The organism is Paenibacillus sp. CF095 (assembly GCF_900101225.1).
GTDB lineage: Bacteria > Bacillota > Bacilli > Paenibacillales > Paenibacillaceae > Paenibacillus.
This window is the reverse complement of sequence record NZ_FMZN01000001.1, coordinates 958138-974603: the sequence shown is the minus strand read 5'-3', so window position 1 is coordinate 974603 and position 16466 is coordinate 958138. Positions and strand designations below refer to the sequence as shown.

Genomic DNA, 16466 nt, shown 5'->3' with positions numbered 1-16466 from the left:
TCCCCAAACTTGAAGGGACTTATGTAATAAGCATTTTAAATACACTCACCAAACCCCAACCTTACATTCCCAAAAACAGACCGACTATGATGGGTTTTTATACTGTTGTCCCACTAAGCTTATTCTTTTGTTTCTCCTTATGCCTGCGGCGCTGTTCCTGAAGAAGCTTGAACCACATCCGCCATCCGCCTTCGACTTGAAGCACACGGGTGAGTAGTGTAACTCCAGCGATCAGAACGGCTGTGATCCGAATTTTCACTCTGAAATCAAGTTCCGTCTTAAATTCCATTTCATCGGACCATACCGGCATAACCTGAAGCACGGGTGTTTTATCAAAGCGGATCTGATAGGTGAGAAAACCAATAATAATGGACTTAATGCTCCACACCCAGCCCGTCAGCACCGCTGTATATGCTGCATCACCAACGCCGATGTGGGTAGCCCAGGACAGTTGGGTCATATGTACGCGTGTGAGTGTTTGCTTAAGCCACAGCTTGAGCGCGTCCGTTGCCCTAAGCATAATTTTCACATCTTTAGTCCACTTCTTGACTTTGCGTTTGTTGACCCGCTCACTTCCCTGGGCCTCGCCTCTCGAATGATTCATGGATTGTTCGGTCTTGACCAGATAACCTTCCTTCATATTGCGGAAAACAATACTCGGGATCTCATAGTTAATCCGCACAATTCCATAGAGAAAACGAACATTAATATTGGCGTAATCATCACTTTTATGTTTACTGAATGTAAAATGTACATGAACATTTGAGATGAGGACTGCGGCAATCAGCAATGCGAACAACAAACCGATTCCTCCAAGCCAAATCCACACAGGCCTTACCTCCAAGCCCTCAATTCTTTTCTCGTCTAGTATGACACTCTGAATAGGAAAAAATTCACGTCTGACCTAAAAATCCCATTAGATATTTGTTTGGAAACTGTTCTATTCACCATTTTTCTAAAACAATGCACAAAAAAACCGACTCCACTGATGGGTGTCGGTTAGTATGAGCTTGCAAATTAGAGTGAAGAATCCGTACTATCATCTTCGCTGTCGATATGACTTAGAACATCCGCCGGATCAGCACTTTCCGGTTCCAGTTGTTGCAGATCCAGTTTGTTGAATAACAGTTGTGTCTCTTCCTCCAGGTTTTCCGAATCTTCGAACAAGCCTGGTTCCGGAAGGTCTTTAATTGAAGCCAGTCCGAAATAATCCAGAAATGACTTGGTCGTTCCGTACAGAATTGGTCGTCCGATCGCCTCGGCTCGTCCCACTTCAATAATCAAATCCTTATTCACAAGCGTATGAATGGCCCGCTCCGATTTTACACCACGGATTTCCTCAATCTCTACCCGTGTAATCGGCTGACGATACGCCACAATGGCCAGCGTCTCCAGAGCCGCTTGGGATAAGGACGTTCGTGCGGGAGAGTATGCCAGTTTCTCGAAATATACAGCGTGGTCAGGCAAGGTGCCCAACTGCACTACACCAGCGATCTTGAGAATCTGTACACCTCGTCCCTGCTGTGAAAATTCATGAATCATCTCCTCAATCGCGTCCGTTACAAGTTCCACTCGCTGGTCGACGATCTCGGCGATTTGTTTGATACTCAGACCTTCTTCTCCGGACAAAAACAGCAGGCCTTCAATAATCGATTTCAATTTCGGAAAATCCATGATTCTTTGTTTCCCCTCTCCACTCCATAACGATATCCTCAAACATCCGTTCCTGATAACAGACAATCTGCTTCATCTTCATCAGTTCCAGCACCGCCAGAAAAGTGACAACAATCTCATGGCGATAGATATGCTCGTCCATCAACTTGGAGAATAACAGTCTGCCTCCCGGCCCCATACTTTCCAAAGCGCCGATGACATCCCGTATCCGGTCCTTAACCGAAATCTCATCCCGTTTGATTCGGGTTACAGTTGTGCGCTTCTCAGCCTTACGTAGCGCCTTCTGAAAGGCTGCAATCAGGTCAGAGGTGTGTAAACCCTCAACCGGGTTCGATTGGGCTTCTACGGGCATATAGGGGCGCAGATCCTCGGGCTCTTTGGAAAATATAAGGCTACGTTCCCACTCCCGTTCATGAAGATGACGCGCAATTCCCTTGTACTTGCGATATTCTATCAGACGTGCAATCAGCTCTGCACGTGGATCATAATCTTCTTCTTCCATAAAATCATAATCCTCGAAGTCCTCAATGACCGGTGGTTTGGGCAATAAAAGTTTGCTCTTGATCGACAGCAATGTTGCTGCCATGACCAGAAATTCACTCGTAATATCCAGTTCCAGTTCCTGCATCGAATGCAGATACGCCATGTATTGATCGGTAATATCGCTGATGGGAATATCCTGGATATGAATTTCAGCCTTATCAATCAGATGAAGCAGCAGATCCAAAGGCCCTTCAAAAGTCTCCAGTTTGTATGTAACTACCGTCACTAGACGAATCCTCCCGCCAGAAAAATACAAAACCCTGCTAAGCCGTCCGAATCCGGTTTCCCGTGTTCGTCTGCGCAAAGCAGGGCACTACTATTAAATAAGCACTATTTTAGCTGTTTCGTCAAGTTTGCCATCTCAATTGCCGCCGTAGCTGCATCCCAACCTTTGTTGCCCGCCTTGGTTCCGGCACGTTCAATCGCTTGTTCAATATTTTCTGTCGTAACCAATCCAAAGATTGTAGGCACGCCAGTTTTCAGGTTAATTGCTGCTACCCCTTTAGCCATCTCGTTGCACACATAATCGTAATGCGTAGTGGATCCACGAATGACAGTTCCCAAGGTAATCACCGCATCATACTTGCCGCTCTCCGCCATTTTCTGCGCAATCAGAGGGATTTCGAACGCACCTGGAACCCAGGCTACATCCACTTCATCATCCTGCACGCCGTGACGTTTGAATGCATCAAGCGCTGCGCTAAGCAATTTACTGGTGATAAATTCGTTGAAACGTCCAACAACAACTCCATATCTGGATCCTTCTGATACTAAATGTCCTTCAAAAAATTGTGGCATTCAAGTCATCTCCCTAACGGTATAATGTAATGTAAGTAACGGAAATCCTAATTAATCTCTTCCATAAATTACATGGTGAACGTTATTCATATAAAATATATTTACTGTTCGTTTTGTTCGATATCATCAAACTTGAGCATATGCCCCAGCTTTGCTTGCTTTGTATGAAGATACACTGTATTGTCCTCGTTCTCTTCCATCTGGATCGCAACACGCTCTACAACTTCAAGTCCATATCCTTCAAGGCCTTTAATTTTACGAGGATTGTTAGTAAGCAGTCTGATCTGACGAACCCCAAGGTCTTTCAGAATTTGAGCGCCAATCCCGTAATCACGCAAGTCGGCAGCAAATCCCAGCTTCAGGTTTGCATCCACCGTATCCAGACCTTCCTCTTGCAGCTTATAGGCTTTGAGTTTGTTGATTAGCCCAATGCCCCGGCCTTCCTGTCTCATATAGAGCAGTACGCCGTTGCCTTCCTCGTTAATCTGTTTGAGTGCCGCATCAAACTGAGGACCACAGTCACAACGATGGGAATGGAATACATCACCAGTCAAACATTCAGAGTGCACACGTACAAGTACGGGTTTGGAACCATCTATTTCACCTTTGACCAAAGCCACATGCTCCTTGTTGTCCACAGCGTTTGTATAAGCCACCGCTTGAAACTCGCCAAAGTCCGTTGGCATACGTACAGCCACTTCACGTTGGACCAGCTGCTCTTTTTCGTTACGGTAACGAATCATGTCCTGAATACTGATCAGCTTCAGATCATGTTTGCGGGCAATCTCCTGCAGATCCGGAAGTCTGGCCATTGTGCCATCTTCCTTAATCACTTCACAGATCACGCCTGCGGGATATGAACCACACATAATGGCCAAATCTACGGCCGCTTCTGTATGCCCAGCACGACGAAGTACACCGCCATCTTTTGCAATCAGCGGGAACATGTGACCAGGCTTACGGAAGTCCCCAGCTTTCGCTTCAGGATCGATCAGACCTTTCACGGTAATAGAGCGTTCATGTGCCGAGATACCTGTTGTCGTATCTTTGTGGTCCACAGAGACGGTGAAGGCTGTTCCATGGAAATCCGTATTTTGTTGAACCATCGGTTTCAGATTCAGTTCGTCCGCACGTTGTTGTGTAATCGGAACACAGACCAGACCTCTACCTTCAGTAATCATGAAATTAATGACTTCAGGTGTCGCCTTTTCGGCCAAAGCGATAAAATCGCCTTCATTCTCCCGATCTTCATCATCCACAACAATGACGGGTTTACCACGCATGAGATCATATATAGCTTCTTCTATCGTATCCAAAATGGATTGTTCTGACATGGGTCCACCTCCAGTTAATTTCTGTTCTCTATTTATACAAATCCGTGATTGGCGAGAAAATCTTCACTGATACTGTGCGGCTTGCCAGCACCCGTCTCTCGATGTCCTCTCCCATACTGGAGCAGATGATCCACATATTTGCCCAAAATATCGCATTCGATATTAATGGTATCCCCTGTCTTTTTCACATTTAGTACAGTTTCACCAATGGTATGCGGGATTATGGAAACCGTGAATGCGGTATCCGATGTATGGACAACGGTCAAGCTAATGCCATCCAGTGTAACCGATCCTTTGGGAATCAGATATTTGAACAACTGGTGATCATCAGGTTTGATCTCAAACACAATCGCATTCTGATCACGTGTTATACTGCCAATCACTCCGGTACCATCGACATGGCCCTGAACGATGTGTCCGCCAAAACGCCCGCCGGATTGCATGGCCCGCTCCAGATTAACTTTACTGCCAGATTGCAGCTGACTGAGATTGGTATGGCGATAGGTTTCAGGCATTACATCGGCGGTAAAACCTCCACCTTCGAGCGTTGTCGCAGTTAAGCACACGCCGTTCACTGCTACACTATCACCAATTTTCAGATCGTCCATGATGGCGGAAGCTCCGATATTCAGGACCATCGCTTCGCCTTTCCGACCAATACGCCGGATCTGACCGACTTCTTCCACCAAACCGGTAAACATGCTGCCGCCTCCCTTGTTCAATTTATAAAGAGTCTAACTTGTTTCTTTAAAATTCATTTATTTATTCAGGCCACACCGGAATACCGCCAATGCTGATATTATCTCCAACTTTTTCGATCTCCAACTGATTCAATTGAATCGCCTGATTCATACGTTCCACACCTTCGAAGCGGAAGCTTCCAGGTGTATCATAACCGCCTACAATCTTCGGAGCGATAAACATGAGCAGTCGATCGACCAACCGTGCCTCCAGCATGGCTCCATTCAGAGTGCCCCCACCTTCAAGCAAAATCGAACCAATCTCACGCTCACCCAACTTGCTAAGTCCGCTTAACAGATCCACACGTGGTCCAGGACCACAGCGTATAATCTCAACACCGTAAGCTTCCAAACGTTCAGCAGCTTCAGGACTGGCTTCGTCTGTGGTGAGAACCCATGTTGGAGCAAGACCATCCTTAACCATTTTGGCACCTACGGGAAGACGCAACTTGGAATCCACCACAATGCGCACCGGACTAATGCCTTCCACTTGTAAACGGGTTGTAAGTTCCGGATTATCGGCAATCACTGTGTCGACGCCAACCATAATTCCCTGGTGACGATGACGAAGGGCATGCACAATCTCACGAGCGGGCTCGTTGGAGATCCACTTGCTGTCTCCGCTGCGAGTAGCAATTTTGCCATCCAAAGTAGTAGCCGTTTTCAGTGTCACAAAAGGTAGACCCGTTGTTATAAATTTAATGAATTTTTCATTCATGCGTCTTCCACGCTCACGCAGTACGCCAACTTCAACTTCAATGCCTTGTTGACGAAGCATGCTGATGCCTCTGCCGGATACTTGCGGATTTGGATCTTCACAACATACGACAACACGTTTTACCTTTTCATGAATCAGGCGTTCACTACAAGGTGGCGTCTTGCCATAATGACTACAGGGCTCAAGTGTAACGTATACCGTACTTCCTTCTGCATCGCTGCCTGCCATGTTAAGGGCATGCACCTCCGCATGACCGGTTCCACGTTTCAGATGGCTCCCCAGACCTACAATACGACCCTCTTTCACAACTACACATCCAACGACCGGATTAATCCCCGTCTGTCCTTGTGCTCGTTCCGCCATATCCAATGCTAGTGCCATATAAAATTCATCATTGATCATTTCCAAATCCGTTCACCCCGCGGTTTAAAGTCTTTTTTATTAAAAAATCCCCGTCGAACAATCAGTTCGATGGGGATGATGAGAGACAAATGTCACCAGCAGGAGTGAAATGGATACAGCACGCCAACACTTTGCCCAAAACTTCATTTCGGGCAAGTGAAAATAGACACATACCTTAATGAACATCAATTACAGGTAAAGAGCTTTTATAGTGTGGCATATGTATGGAACTGTCCGGCGTAACCGGATTTTCCCTGCACAGTGCAAGACATTACCAATCTAGACTGTACAGCAATACTCCTGCTGAATGCAAACCTGTTAGGTCTGCACCTCTCCTTCTCCCATCCAGACTATACTGTCGGTTCTGGAATTACACCAGATCAGCCATCTGCCACAGGCAGACAGGTCACGGACTTTGCATCAAGTGCTGGACATGTGTCCTTACACTTCCTGCATCACCGCCGGTAGGGAATTGCACCCTGCCCTGAAGGATTGCTTTCGTTATTACTTGGATGTTAGCACTTTAATGCCAAAAAATCAATTGTTTTTTGTTCCTTTTTGTCACATACTAACTTTTAATAAGCTAAGAAACAACAAAAAACCGCTTCCTCTCAAGGAGGTACGGTTTTTGTTTGGAGGCACATTTCACATCCATCGCAGCATTCTACATATCAGGAAAACACCAGCTCGCCATATGCTTTAATTCTTTGGCATTATGGAATGGAGTGCGATCAGGTTCTTGCAGGGGCGAAGTCGGAAGCGGGAACTCTCTTGCCACCCTTCTGACCCAACTTGTGGAATCAATCGCAATAGCCGAGCATTTCCAGCGTCCATTCGCTCTCGGTCGAAACGTTCCATGCAAATCTGCTTTTCCCGGCATCTCTGGAAAGACACCATCCAAATATTCAACGATGACACGCTTGTCTCTGACTTCATGACAGTATACTGTCACCCATACACCTTCCCGGACCCGAACAGCATACACATCTCCAGACTGTACCTCCCCGGTACCTGCATCAGGAGATGCCTTTGGTACTTTTCCGCGAACACTTCTCTTCTTCTCCAATGCTCCTAAGATCGTGTCCTTTACAACTGGACTCTCATCAGGCTTATCCGCAAGAGATATATTATTCAGATCAAAATCATGAAATATCTTGTTCAGGTTGTTCTCATTGATTCCTACAGATGAGTCCCACCATGCCAGAGGCGCCTGTACCTCAACCCGAACATTGGGGCGTGCGTCACGTTGCATGTAAGTGGTGAATTCCGTGATCATTCCAGGATGTTCCGGCGTATCCAATATGCCAATCAGAGCTAACGTCTCAAGCAAATCACGGTAAGCATATTCCTTCTGTGTAGGCAAAAGACGTTCCTTCTTGAGCGCTACTGCTGCCTTGCTGTAGCGTGTTTTGGGAGGTAATTCGCGCAGCACCGTTAACACCGCACGGAATGTCCAACGGTCGTAATCATTGGGTATTGGAAGCTCCTGTGCTGCAGCCAACTCTCGAAGTGCCAGCACATATCCAAAAGGATCACCGTCCAACGGGGTTCCATTGGTCATCCGCCAATACCATTGCAGCGTCGTGTCGGTTGCTTGATCTACACTTAACCCGCAGATCTTGCAAGTGTTCGAAGATGGATATGGCGTATGTTCATGACTTGGCATACTGCTCGCAATAAGCTTGCCCGTAAGCAACGAGCGCCAGATCATGGGTGCTGACCACAAAGAGGATACAAAAGCCTGCGCTGCATCATTCAGTGTCCATTGATTCGCAACTTTTTTCAGCTCAGTAATCGTTTCATCATGTTGAGGACGTACAAATCGATTCGGTTCATGCCCCGCTGCCTCAAGCGCTTCTCGATCCTTTACCGATAGACTATCCGGAACGACATGGCGCGATGCCTGCAGTTCTTCATCCCACAACGTGCGCTCACTATAAATTTGTTTTAACAAGCTTAGCTGAGTAACCGTATCCAAGGTTTTATTCATCCTTTCTAATCATCGATTTCAAGTATGTAAAAAAACAAAAAAAGTGCTTCTATAAAAGAAGCACTTCATGTTTGGATCCAGTTAAGGTGAAGGTATTAAGCTTCTACAACTTCAACAGTTTCCATTTTGTCTTTACCTTCTAAAGCGTCCACGAACTCCATACCTTTAGTTACTTTACCAAATACAGTATGTTGTCCATCCAGATGTGGTTGCGGTTGGTAGCAGATGTAGAACTGGCTTCCACCTGTGTTACGGCCAGCATGTGCCATAGCAAGTGTTCCGCGCTCATGTTTGTTCGGGTTAATTTCACAATTGATTGTGTAACCTGGGCCACCTGCACCGCTACCGTTAGGGCATCCGCCTTGAGCTACAAAGCCCGGGATAACGCGGTGGAATGTAAGACCATTGTAGAAACCGGAGTTAGCCAGTTTCTCAAAGTTTGCTACAGTGTTTGGAGCTTCTTGATCAAACAGATCGATCAGAACTTCTCCGCCGTTTGCCAATTTAATTTTCGCTTGTTTCGCCATATGTAAATGACTCCTTTCGTATTGACCATCGTTAATGGTGCCAGAACGCATGACCCTGGGTCAAGCATTACAGCACTTTTCTTAGTGTACACCGAAAATGACTGGATCGCAAAAAAAACGGAAACTTTTTTTCATAATTTAGTCCGAATATACAAAAAGCAGACGAAAATGGAAGTTCCCTTTTCATCTGCTTCAAATTTAAAATCCCTATATCCTGAATAATGCAGAAACGCATTATTTTTTGACGAATTAGCGAGTTACTGGCTGTTTGCCAATGCGCGCTGGTACCAGGTCATTCTGGATGATATCTTGATACGTCTCACGGCGTACTACGACATCTCCTTGACCGTCTTTGACAAACACAACAGCCGGACGACGAATACGGTTGTAGTTGCTCGCCATGGAGTAGTTATATGCACCTGTACAAGCTACAGCGAGCAGATCGCCGCTCTCCACTTTTGGCAGGTCCAGATCCCAGATCAACATATCGCCACTCTCGCAGCATTTACCCGCAACAGATACCGTTTCCTGAGCAGCCTCATTTGCACGGTTGGCAAGCACAGCTTCGTACTTGGATTCATACAAAGCAGGACGTGGGTTATCGGTCATACCACCATCAACGGCAACGTATTTACGCACGCCTGGGATGTCTTTGCTTGTTCCAACAGTATACAGCGTTGTTCCCGCTTCACCCACGATACTGCGCCCTGGCTCAACCCAGATCTCAGGTACGGCATAGCCGATTTGAGCAAAATGATTTTTAACTGCGTCTGTAATAGCCTTCACGTATTGCGCAACTTCAAGCGGTGTATCTCCATCGATATAACGGATTCCGAATCCACCACCAAGGTTAACCACTTTGAAAGCAACATTAAGACGCTCATATACACTTGCTGCAAATTCAGCAACACGTTGAACAGCCATCTGGAAGCCTTCAACTTCGAAGATCTGGGAACCGATGTGGGAATGCACACCGAGCAATACCAGGTTAGACTGCTTGGAAGCCAAGTCAATCGCTTCAAATGCTGTACCATTGCCGATATCGAATCCAAATTTGGAATCCGTTTGACCTGTGGAAATATATTCATGCGTATGGGCCTCAACACCAGGCGTCACACGAAGCAAAATGTTTACTTTACGATTTTTGTCCGCTGCTACAGCCTGCAACAGATGTAGTTCATTGAAGTTATCAACAACAAAGCATCCGATCTCCGCATCAAGAGCCATTTCGATCTCTTCCAGCGTTTTGTTGTTACCGTGGAAGTGAATGCGCTCAGCCGGGAATCCTGCTTGCAGTGCAGTAAACAGTTCACCGTCAGATACAACATCCAGGGAAAGTCCTTCTTCAGCTGCAAGGGCACACATCGCCATTACACAGAATGCTTTACTTGCGTATGCAACCTGGAAGCCCAATCCGGAAGCACGGAATGCTTCCATATACTCTCTGCAACGCTCGCGAACCAATTGCTCGTCCACAACGTACAGGGGAGTTCCAAATTGTTCTTTCAGATCTGTTGCATCAACTCCGCCAATCTCCAGATGCCCTTGCGCGTTTATTTTACTTGTACCATGTAAATACATAATCTGCATTCCTCACTTTTTTATATACTGGAACAGTTGCTATTCCAATGATTTTACACCAGTATATCAAATTAGGCAGCGAGATGAATGGATTTTTCGGAAGATCATTTGTGTTTTTTACTTTTTCGCAGTTCACCGTCTGGATCATCAGACATTTTGGTGTTGTCACGGGTTTTGTTGAATGATGGACGTTTTTTATTTTCCAGCAACGGAAGCCGGAATAAAAAGTTGCCCAGGGCCTTTGCATTAAACGGTATAAAAGGCCAGAGATACGAAGAATTGTACGACCGGTGAATGGTGAGCGCCAATATGAGCAATGTACTGCCCACCACCAATCCCGGAACCTTGAATATCGCAACAGCGATTAACAGAACCAACCTGACCAGCCTGTTGGCAAGTCCAAGCTCGTAACTCGGCGTGGCAAACATGCCGATGGCTGCGATCGCCATATAAAGTACAACCTCATTGACAAAATATCCTGTTTTGACGGCGATATCCCCGACTAGAATTGCCGCGATTAAGCCCATTGCCGATGCCAATGGTGTAGGCGTATGGACCGCTGCCATCCGTAATAAATCGACGCCAAGTTCGATCAATAGAAACTGTAGAATCAGCGGTAGCTTTACATTTTCCTGCGGACCGATGAAGTCAAGTCCCATCGGTTTAATCGAAGGGTCAATAACCATGAGAAGCCATAGCGGTAGCAAAAACAACGATATGAGAATCCCTGCAAAACGCACCCATCGTAAATACGTCCCCATCAATGCTGTCTGTCTGTTCTCCTCCGCATGCTCACACAGATCGAAGAAAGTCGTAGGCAGAATCATCACACTGGGGGAAGTGTCTACGAAAATGACAACACGTCCTTCCAGCAAATGGGAAGCTGTAACATCCGGTCGTTCGGAATACCGGACGAGTGGAAACGGATTCCAACCCTTGTTGATAATCGCTTCTTCCAGCTGTTTATCGGCGGAGGGAATACCATCAATATCCACTCGCTGAATTTTTTCACGAACGGAATCCACCTGCACTTTATCCACAATATCGTCAATGTACACCACGCAGACATCGGTTTGTGTTCTCCGCCCCACCTGCATGATCTCAAATTTCAGTCCTGGGTCGCGAATTCTACGGCGCACCAAGGTTACATTGGTTAGGAGTGTTTCGGTAAAGCCGTCTCTGGAACCCCGGACTACCCTTTCCAATGAAGGTTCTTCGGGTGAACGTACCGGATAACTCCGGGTATCCATAATTAAGACCGAGCGGTCCCCTTCAACGAACATTGCACTCATACCGGTAAGAACCTTGTTGATGACCGCACTCATCTTCTCGACTTTTTCCACCTGAATATGGGGAATGTAACATTCAAAATAAGATTTGAGTGCATGTCCGGACACGTCATCCGGCGTGAGATAGGTGAGTCTTTTCAACACTTCAAGCAAAATCTCATCCTTGGCGAAGCCGGTGATCATCAGCAATCCAACGTGCTTGCCACCCAGGACCATTTCTCTCATATTCACGTCAAACGATTCTCCGAGCCCCAGTACCTGTTGCAGTGTATATCTATTCTCACTCATGCGTGGGGAGATATCATCGTTTTCCTGCCAATATTGCACGGATTCCTCAATGCTGTCGGACATCTCATTTTGTTTTTTCTTACTGTACGCTTTCTCCTCTTCTTCCTTCTGAATCTCATAAGCAGACTTGTGTAACATCTCTTCCGTTATACCTTCACTATTTTCCTGGCCTGTGTGCTCTGTTTGTTCATCCATCTTCCATCCTCCTATGGCCACGAGTTACCGCTGATATATGAAAAAATCAAACAGGGAACCTGTCATTTTGCCCAAAATCATGGCGAGCAGTAATCCAAACAAATAAGGTTTCATGCCCAATCGTTTGGCTAGTACGGGCAGTACATTAAGCACCTCAGTGAGCGCTGCGGCCAGCAGACCGATGAACACCCCACAGAACAAACCAACGATTGGACTGAGTAGCAGCACCCCATGCATTTTCCAGTGCCAGAAATCCGCCACCGTCCCGAGCAGTGAACCACCGATCAGCGCCCCTTCGTACCAGTGAGTCTTGTCATACGATTGCGTAAGTTGGGCCAACCTGGGAATCATATCGAGCACCAGAATGAGCGCAATTACGCCGCTCCCTACGGCAATTCCCCCTGCAATACCCAATACAATGCTGATTGCTCCATTAAGAACGCTCATCCGCATTCATCTCCCTGCGTTCCTGCTCGTGCATCCGTTCGCTTTCTTCAATCACCACATATTTATCTACATTTTGCTGGTATAGGAACATCTCCACTTCCAGCGGGGTAGGTTCCTCATTCCACTTTTTCTTGAACAAATGATTAAAAAATACTGCCATTCCGAATCCAATGCCAATGGAATACGCCACTTGGAACAGATAGGGATGTTCGTCCCGATGCCCAGTGAGCATCTCCACAATTCGAATCTGTACTTCCTGCATGTTCACATCGGCATGAAAATTCATAATGGTTAAGGCTGATCCAAAAAACAGCAGCAGCCAAACCAGAATGAACAGGGACTTGGAAGGTTGACCATTTTCCGCAATGACTTCAACCAACGTATGACCTGATCCCATCAGTTCCACACTTACCTCCGGCAAGACGTGCCGAATTCGGGGAATAATTTGCAATATATCAATGAGGATCAGATTGCCATCCTCCGGTCCAGGGCGCAGCAGTTCAAGCTCCAGTAGCCTGCCCTCCTGGTCTTCAGAAGAGGTCAGTACATGTGCAATGTCTCCAAGCTTGACTGCTCTGCCCCTCTGGATGCGAATACGGCTGCGCAGACGAATATAGACCATTGGAGTGGGTGTCTGGGACATCCATAGCACTCCTTTACTGCGTAATTTAGGTTAGTATTTGAAGAATGTGCAAATTTATTACAAACGGGTTGGAAAAAGATCGGGAGGTGGGTGGTGGCGCTGCGGGATGGATCGGTCATTGGTCGCTGTTGCTCGGGGGAGGATACACGCAGACACTCCGACGGCAGACCAACCTTCTGATCACTGTTGTCTCCAAATGTGTTAGAAATTTGGAGACAAAGACGAACGCTTCGCTTCTTCAGGTCTAATCTGCCGCCTGCGTTGCTTATGTATCATTAGGCAAGCCCTCCCGTTTCCAAACGTTTGAAATAAATATGCTGGGGAGGAGGCAGGGGGATTTAAAAGATGAATCTCGGGCTTTATTTTGACTTGAACGGAGGAGTGACTATTGACCGATTTGGGGCGTAATTGAGTGTGAAGCATTATTTTACATATCAAAAAAGTCGCCGTATGGGCGACTCTTTGGAATTTGTAAATAGGCTCACGGATCATGAACAATAACTCAACAATTATCTTCTTTTTCTCTTTTGTTCAATTCCCTTCTAAATCGTAAAGGGGTTGAATTCATTGTTTTGCGGAATTGGTTGATGTAATAACTCGTGCTGTTAAAACCAACCTCATAGGCAATTTCGGTGATGCTACGCTCGGAGAGTTGCAATAGTTCAATGCTTCTTTGGATGCGGTACTCGATCACATATTGCATGGGTGTGGTTTTCAGGATTTGCTTGAAATAACGGCATGTCTCCGATCGACTTAACTGTCCGGCCTTTGCAATATCTTCTAATCTAATCGGCTCGGCATAGTTGAAATGAATCCATTGCAACATGTCTTTCATTCGGTTGTTTCTGCTCATCTCTGATGGATCATGTTCCAGGGAATATCCGTTCATAATCAGTAGTTTCCACATATTCAGCACCGAAGAAGCAACATTCACTTCGTAAAAAGGAACTTGTTGCACTAGCTCCTTTCTAATCTGTGCAATGGCACTCAGGATCTGTTCTCCCCAAGCGTTAGCTCTTTCGATATACAGAAAAGGCAAATTAGTTGCTGTTACATATGGATGTACGTACTTTATATACAAATCCGAAGGTATGATAACATGCGGGGACAAATTCAGACATAAATAAATGCAGTTCTCGCTCACACCATGATCTTCGGCCATATGCATTATTCCACTGTTGATAAAAATCCCTTCACCTTTGGACAAAATCACCTTTTGATCGTTGATATGGAATAACGCCGTACCCTGAAGAACGGTAACAAACTGCAATTCATCATGCCAGTGGAGAGGAATATGTCCGTGAACATTTTGAACAATGGTTGTCTCATAACAGGCTATAGATAATGTATCGGTACGGTGTTGCGTCATTTCTTTCAATTGTTGATCAATGATAAATTCGATTTTCCGCATGGCCCTCATCTCAATATAGTTATATTTTTAAGTGTAATATTGATATTAATGTACCGCATTTCTCCTTAATATAACACTATTCTTATATTTAAGGTGAGGCGAACAAGAATGACAACTTCTGCAAAATCCAAAATTTCAGGCATCGTACTCGTTCTGACCGGAGCCATCTGTTGGGGCATTGGGGGTACGGTATCTCAAAAACTGTTTCAACTGGATGGAATTGAGGTCAATTGGTATGTCACGGTACGATTGTTGATCGCTGGGTTACTATTACTGGTTATTCAATCGTTTACTAATGGACGATTTCAGATTTTTGATGTGTGGAGAAATAAAAAAACGGCTGGACAGCTGATCATCTTTGGATTGGTCGGTATGCTTACCGTCCAGTATACGTACATGGCATCCATTAAACACGGTAATTCAGCGGTAGCTACACTCCTGCAGTACCTGTCCCCTGTCATGATCATGATTTACATCGCACTCCGTAAGCAGTCTGTCCTTACACGCAATGACCTTGCATGCGCCGTTCTGGCTCTCGGTGGGTGTTTTCTCCTACTGACGAACGGCTCACTCACGCAGTTATCTGTCTCCTGGCTCGCAGTGATGTGGGGCATATTATCCGGGGTTTCAGCTGCATTTTATACGCTGTATGCCGTGCAACTGATTAAAAAGTTCGATTCACTTGTTGTGGTCGGCTGGGCTATGATCATCGCTGGTTTGGGAATGAGTTTTATTCACCCGCCCTGGAAAATGAATTTTGCTAGCATCACGCTGGAAACCTACGGTTATTTGATATTTACGATCCTTTTTGGAACCATGATTGCTTTTTGGTTTTATATTGCGAGTCTCAAAAGTCTTACACCCAAGGAAACTAGCCTGCTCGGGAGCGCAGAGCCCCTAGCTGCTGTCGGAACAACCGTTATATGGCTCCATGAACCTTTTGGCCTCTATCAATGGATTGGTATGGCATGTATTCTTGGCATGATGCTGGTCATGCAGTCCAATCGTTCGAGATCTCCCCGGAGTAACAACAAATAACCTCCCTCGCCATAATGCGCGATAGAAGGTTGTTAGTTGTCGTATATTGGTGCATAAGCGCCAATATTGTTGTTGCACTCCACAAAATCACTGTGCGATCTGGTCGCGGATGGATTGCAGTATTTTTTTCTCCAGACGTGATACCTGTACCTGAGATATTCCCAGCCTGCTGGCAACCTCGGACTGCGTCTGATCCCGGTAATACCGAAGATAAACGATTAACCGCTCCCGCTCGCTAAGACCACCGATGGCTTCGTTCAGGGCCAGTTTGTCAAACCAACGTTCCTGAGACTCGTCGGCAATCTGATCCATTAACGTGATGGGATCACCGTCATTCTCGAATACCGTCTCATGGATGGAGGTCGGTGGTTTGTTCGCTTCCTGGGCAAATACGACTTCCTCTGGGGTTACCCCCAGCTCTGCGGCAACTTCCTTAATCGTTGGCAGACGATCCAGATGTTTAGACAGTTCGTCCCTTTTTTTACGGACTTTATTCGCCATCTCTTTTAGTGAACGACTGACCTTCAGGGTACCGTCATCCCGCAGGAATCGCTGGATTTCTCCGATGATCATCGGTACCGCGTAGGTTGAGAACTTCACGTCATAACTGAGATCAAATTTGTCCACTGACTTGAGCAGACCGATACAACCAATCTGGAACAGATCTTCCGGATCATATCCCCTGTTCATAAAACGCTGTACGACGGACCAGACGAGTCTGATGTTGCAGTTCACCAGCGTATCCCGTGAGACATGGTCACCCGACTGACTGAGCGCAATCAGCCGTTTGACCTCGGCATCGTCCAAATAGGTCTGTGAAGATGGTTTCACTTCAGCATCCATAAGAA

Annotated in this window: 17 protein-coding genes and 1 riboswitch; of the genes, 2 read left to right on the top strand and 15 right to left on the bottom strand. The window is 46.1% G+C overall.

The annotated features are described in order from the left end of the window. Positions 1-97: 97 nt before the first annotated feature. From BLS69_RS04330 to BLS69_RS04270, 13 genes are all read right to left on the bottom strand, one after another. Positions 98-829: a DUF2953 domain-containing protein gene (locus BLS69_RS04330; protein ID WP_091028889.1), complete on the bottom strand. Its 732-nt coding sequence runs from the start codon at positions 827-829 to the stop codon at positions 98-100. A gap of 188 nt (positions 830-1017) precedes the next feature. Further along, complete coding sequence (scpB, locus tag BLS69_RS04325) at positions 1018-1674, bottom strand: SMC-Scp complex subunit ScpB (RefSeq protein ID WP_091028888.1); 657 nt, start codon at positions 1672-1674, stop codon at positions 1018-1020. After that, positions 1643-2443 carry a segregation and condensation protein A gene (locus BLS69_RS04320; protein ID WP_076328266.1) on the bottom strand — a complete coding sequence of 267 codons (801 nt, stop codon included), beginning with the start codon at positions 2441-2443 and terminating at the stop codon, positions 1643-1645. Before BLS69_RS04320 ends, scpB begins: the two co-directional genes overlap by 32 nt. 104 nt (positions 2444-2547) lie before the next feature. Next, positions 2548-3015, bottom strand: a complete 468-nt coding sequence (gene ribE / locus BLS69_RS04315) for a 6,7-dimethyl-8-ribityllumazine synthase (RefSeq protein WP_017687651.1) — start codon at positions 3013-3015, stop codon at positions 2548-2550. Positions 3016-3116: 101 nt separating this feature from the next. Continuing rightward, a complete protein-coding gene (locus BLS69_RS04310) occupies positions 3117-4349 on the bottom strand; it encodes a bifunctional 3,4-dihydroxy-2-butanone-4-phosphate synthase/GTP cyclohydrolase II (protein WP_091028885.1) in 1233 nt (410 codons plus the stop codon). A 32-nt stretch (positions 4350-4381) separates the two neighbouring features. Beyond that, positions 4382-5050 (bottom strand): riboflavin synthase, encoded by a 669-nt coding sequence (gene ribE, locus BLS69_RS04305; protein ID WP_091028882.1) that lies wholly within the window; start codon positions 5048-5050, stop codon positions 4382-4384. Positions 5051-5111: 61 nt separating this feature from the next. Then, positions 5112-6215, bottom strand: coding sequence for a bifunctional diaminohydroxyphosphoribosylaminopyrimidine deaminase/5-amino-6-(5-phosphoribosylamino)uracil reductase RibD (gene ribD, locus BLS69_RS04300; RefSeq protein ID WP_176872572.1), 1104 nt, complete (start codon positions 6213-6215; stop codon positions 5112-5114). Between the two features lie 323 nt (positions 6216-6538). Next, positions 6539-6705: riboswitch (FMN riboswitch) on the bottom strand. Positions 6706-6873: 168 nt separating this feature from the next. After that, a complete protein-coding gene (locus BLS69_RS04295; protein ID WP_256332222.1) occupies positions 6874-8187 on the bottom strand; it encodes a hypothetical protein in 1314 nt (437 codons plus the stop codon). 107 nt (positions 8188-8294) lie between these two features. After that, positions 8295-8726, bottom strand: a complete 432-nt coding sequence (locus tag BLS69_RS04290; RefSeq protein ID WP_017687646.1) for a peptidylprolyl isomerase — start codon at positions 8724-8726, stop codon at positions 8295-8297. 249 nt (positions 8727-8975) lie between these two features. Further along, positions 8976-10307, bottom strand: a complete 1332-nt coding sequence (gene lysA / locus BLS69_RS04285) for a diaminopimelate decarboxylase (RefSeq protein WP_017687645.1) — start codon at positions 10305-10307, stop codon at positions 8976-8978. A gap of 104 nt (positions 10308-10411) precedes the next feature. After that, positions 10412-12079 carry a spore germination protein gene (locus tag BLS69_RS04280; RefSeq protein WP_091028877.1) on the bottom strand — a complete coding sequence of 556 codons (1668 nt, stop codon included), beginning with the start codon at positions 12077-12079 and terminating at the stop codon, positions 10412-10414. 24 nt (positions 12080-12103) lie between these two features. Next, complete coding sequence (locus tag BLS69_RS04275) at positions 12104-12532, bottom strand: stage V sporulation protein AB (protein WP_026080996.1); 429 nt, start codon at positions 12530-12532, stop codon at positions 12104-12106. Next, positions 12513-13169 carry a stage V sporulation protein AA gene (locus tag BLS69_RS04270; RefSeq protein ID WP_091028874.1) on the bottom strand — a complete coding sequence of 219 codons (657 nt, stop codon included), beginning with the start codon at positions 13167-13169 and terminating at the stop codon, positions 12513-12515. Before BLS69_RS04270 ends, BLS69_RS04275 begins: the two co-directional genes overlap by 20 nt. A 44-nt stretch (positions 13170-13213) precedes the next feature. On the opposite strand from BLS69_RS04270, the gene BLS69_RS31830 reads away from it, so the two are divergent. Beyond that, positions 13214-13417, top strand: a complete 204-nt coding sequence (locus BLS69_RS31830; protein ID WP_143023553.1) for a hypothetical protein — start codon at positions 13214-13216, stop codon at positions 13415-13417. Between the two features lie 254 nt (positions 13418-13671). Here BLS69_RS31830 and BLS69_RS04265 read toward each other — a convergent pair whose 3' ends face one another. Next, positions 13672-14580 carry a helix-turn-helix transcriptional regulator gene (locus BLS69_RS04265; RefSeq protein WP_091028873.1) on the bottom strand — a complete coding sequence of 303 codons (909 nt, stop codon included), beginning with the start codon at positions 14578-14580 and terminating at the stop codon, positions 13672-13674. A gap of 108 nt (positions 14581-14688) precedes the next feature. Here BLS69_RS04265 and BLS69_RS04260 point away from each other — a divergent pair, with 108 nt between their 5' ends. After that, entirely contained in the window at positions 14689-15618 is a 930-nt protein-coding gene (locus BLS69_RS04260) for a DMT family transporter (protein WP_091028870.1), read from the top strand. Between the two features lie 87 nt (positions 15619-15705). Here BLS69_RS04260 and sigF read toward each other — a convergent pair whose 3' ends face one another. Continuing rightward, positions 15706-16461, bottom strand: a complete 756-nt coding sequence (gene sigF, locus BLS69_RS04255) for an RNA polymerase sporulation sigma factor SigF (RefSeq protein WP_036607856.1) — start codon at positions 16459-16461, stop codon at positions 15706-15708. Positions 16462-16466 lie beyond the last annotated feature (5 nt).